The following is a 2712-nucleotide window of genomic DNA, read 5'->3' on the forward strand; positions in this document are numbered from 1 at the left end:
CAGAAGACGGCATACGCGATAGCTGTTATAGTCTCGTGGGCTCGGAGATGTGTATAAGAGACAGGATGGTGGTTGGGGGCGGGGGCTACAATCCTTGGTCCGTCGGGCGCTGCTGGGCAGGGATCTGGGCGGTGCTGAACGGCATCGACCCGGTGGTGCCGCCGACACCGCAGGCGGAGGACGTGCTGCGGGCGCTGACGTGGTCGCGCGCCGCCGGGCGCAACCCGCCGGAGCATTGGTTCACCACGCTCGCCGACGCGCCGCGTCCCGGCCCACTGCGCGACGAGGTGCGTCGCGTTGCCGCTGCGGCAATCACGAAGATGGTCCGTACTGGATAATCTTTGGAAAGTTTTTCATTCACGTATGTCACGCAGTTGACGTATCGGGACGAATCGGACAGCCTGATTCGCGCGACTCGCGCTGTCCGCTGGCCAATTCGATGATTCACGCCATACCGGGAGCCGGATAGGGAGAGGGGCAGGCCGCCGATGTCCAACACCACCTTGCTCCTGCTGACCATCGCCGCGATGATGCTGGCCGCGGTGCCGGTCGCCATGATGCTGAAGCGTTTCCTGCCCGACTTTCTTCATCGCTCCGCAGGCATCGACCAGCTTGAGAACCGCATCTACGTCCTGCATTCGGAGATTCACGAGCTTCAGGACCGGGTGAACGGCAAGGTGCAGCGGCGCAACCACGCGTCCGCCGAGGAGCACCGCGCCGAAACCGAAAACCGCAAGATGGAGCGGGCGATCGCGGAAATCGCCCTTCAGCCGCCCGTGTTCGTGCACGAGGTGGGCGACCCCCAGGCCGGCCTGTCGAAATTCCTGGTGAACGTTGCCCAGGAAAAAGCCTCCTCCGGCGGTGACAAGTCCCAGGTCAACCCGATCTGGCGCTGTGCCAACGTGGCGGAGGTTTGGGCGTCCAACGCGGAGGAGGCCAAGCAACTCGTCGAGGTGGCGTTTCCCTTCAAGATGGGCTTCACCAAGGCGTTCCAGAAGACGCAGGGCCGCCTCAACCCCGCCCGCATCAAGGCACCCGCGTCATGATGATCAACTTCCTCATCATTCTCGGGATCATCGCCATTGGGGCATGGCTGGGGAATGTGCTGCTCGCGGTCGATGCTCAGGTGGCGCAGAGCCGCAGCCGGATGCGCGCCGCCAAGGATTCCATCGGCAAGCTGGAAGCGACGATCCGCCGGCTCCAGCGCGAGGAGGAGAGCCTCGTCAAGGAGATCGACGAGTGCATGGCCGACACCGTCGAGGCTCGGCGCAAGCAGTCTGACATCCAGCGACGCCTGTCCGAGGCGCAGACCAAGCAGCGGCCCCAACTCCTGATCCTGACCGACCGCCGGAATCCGAACGACAAGGAATGGCTGGTGACCGTCGTCAACACACAGATCGGCGAGATCGACGCCCTGCACCCTCTGGCCGTCGAATGGGCGCGCGGACGCGACTATCTCGTCTGGGCCGAGAGCGACCGGGAAGCCGGGGAGCGCGCCATCCGCCGCTTCAGCGCCCGCCCCGGCTACCAGATCAAGCAGGTCAAGCCCTTGACCAAGGACATCTACACCACCGCCACCGACCGGACGGCGGCGTAGCGCTGTCGAAGAGGCCGCTGGACAGCCGCACATCGCGGCGGCATCGTCCAAGCTCTGAACGTCAAGGAATGGGTTGGTCGCGATGATCGGACGGGCTGTGCGTGGCCTTGTGGGCGGGCTTCTGATGGGGGCTGCGATTCTGCTGTCTGCCTTGCCGGCGGCGGCGTTGGAGAGCTTCGCGCGCTCCTCCCTGACCGTCGAGACGGCGGGCGGCGGCAAGTACCGCTTCGACGTGGAACTGGCGGAAACCCCGGCGCAGCAGGCGCAGGGGCTGATGTTCCGCGAGAAGATGGCCGCCGACTCCGGCATGCTGTTCATCTACGACCGCCCGCAGCCGGCCAGCTTCTGGATGAAGAACACCCTGATCCCGCTCGACATGATCTTCATCGGCACGGACGGCCGGATCGTGAACATCCATGCCAACGCCGTCCCGCAATCGCTGGACGCGGTGAACTCCGCCGGTCCGGTGAAGGGCATTCTGGAGATCAACGGCGGCATGAGCGCGCGTCTGGGGATCCGTCCGGGCGACCGGGTGGCGCACGCGGCGTTCGGCACCGCGAAGTGACGGCGCCGCGGCGCTAACGAGCCTCATCGGGCAACCCGAAGGCGGTCAGGACGAGCCGGGCGGCCTCCTCAGGGGGCGTGGCGGCGCCGCCCACCACGATGCAGGCGCGCGGGTGCAGCCACATCCGCAAGGCGCGCCGCACCCCACCGACGGACGGCGGCTGTTCCTCCAGCACCGCCGCGGGCGTGCCCTGCCGCGCCAGCCGGACGGCGCCAAGGGCGACGAGTCCGGCGTCCCCTCCCACCCCGATCAGGCCGGCCGGCCGCCGTTCCGCGACGATCCGCGCGAGCGCGAGGACGGAAGTGCCGGTGTGGCGCTTGGCGAGGTCGATCTGGCCTATGCCCGGGTGCAGCGCCGCCCGCAACAATCCTCCCCCCATCGGGGCCATGACGTCGAGCCCATATCCCCGCCGCCGCAGGGCATCGGCCAGAGCCACAGCGGCGCGTCCGGCCGGGGTGTCGTCCAGCCCGGACACGAAGACGGCGAGACGGGGCGCTGTCTCTTATACACATCTGACGCTGCCGACGATTATACGCGAGTGTAGATCTCG

The 2712-nt window shown here is 67.0% G+C and carries 4 protein-coding genes and 1 pseudogene; 4 read left to right on the plus strand and 1 reads right to left on the minus strand.

Annotation, left to right across the window (positions count from 1 at the left end; genetic code table 11):
• From Q4I23_RS32000 to Q4I23_RS32015, 4 genes and pseudogenes are all read left to right on the plus strand, one after another.
• Positions 1-338, plus strand: a pseudogene (locus tag Q4I23_RS32000) (hypothetical protein); the annotation flags it as partial.
• 150 nt (positions 339-488) lie between these two features.
• Positions 489-1046, plus strand: a complete 558-nt coding sequence (locus Q4I23_RS32005; protein WP_498528910.1) for a hypothetical protein — start codon at positions 489-491, stop codon at positions 1044-1046.
• Positions 1043-1597, plus strand: coding sequence for a hypothetical protein (locus tag Q4I23_RS32010; RefSeq protein ID WP_454018366.1), 555 nt, complete (start codon positions 1043-1045; stop codon positions 1595-1597). Before Q4I23_RS32005 ends, Q4I23_RS32010 begins: the two co-directional genes overlap by 4 nt.
• Positions 1598-1721: 124 nt before the next feature.
• Positions 1722-2162: a DUF192 domain-containing protein gene (locus Q4I23_RS32015; protein WP_244439287.1), complete on the plus strand. Its 441-nt coding sequence runs from the start codon at positions 1722-1724 to the stop codon at positions 2160-2162.
• Between the two features lie 13 nt (positions 2163-2175).
• Here the strand turns inward: Q4I23_RS32015 and Q4I23_RS32020 are convergent, their stop codons facing one another.
• Entirely contained in the window at positions 2176-2598 is a 423-nt protein-coding gene (locus tag Q4I23_RS32020) for a hypothetical protein (protein WP_498528911.1), read from the minus strand.
• Positions 2599-2712: the final 114 nt, after the last annotated feature.

Source organism: Azospirillum sp. UFLA03-27, from assembly GCF_059803775.1.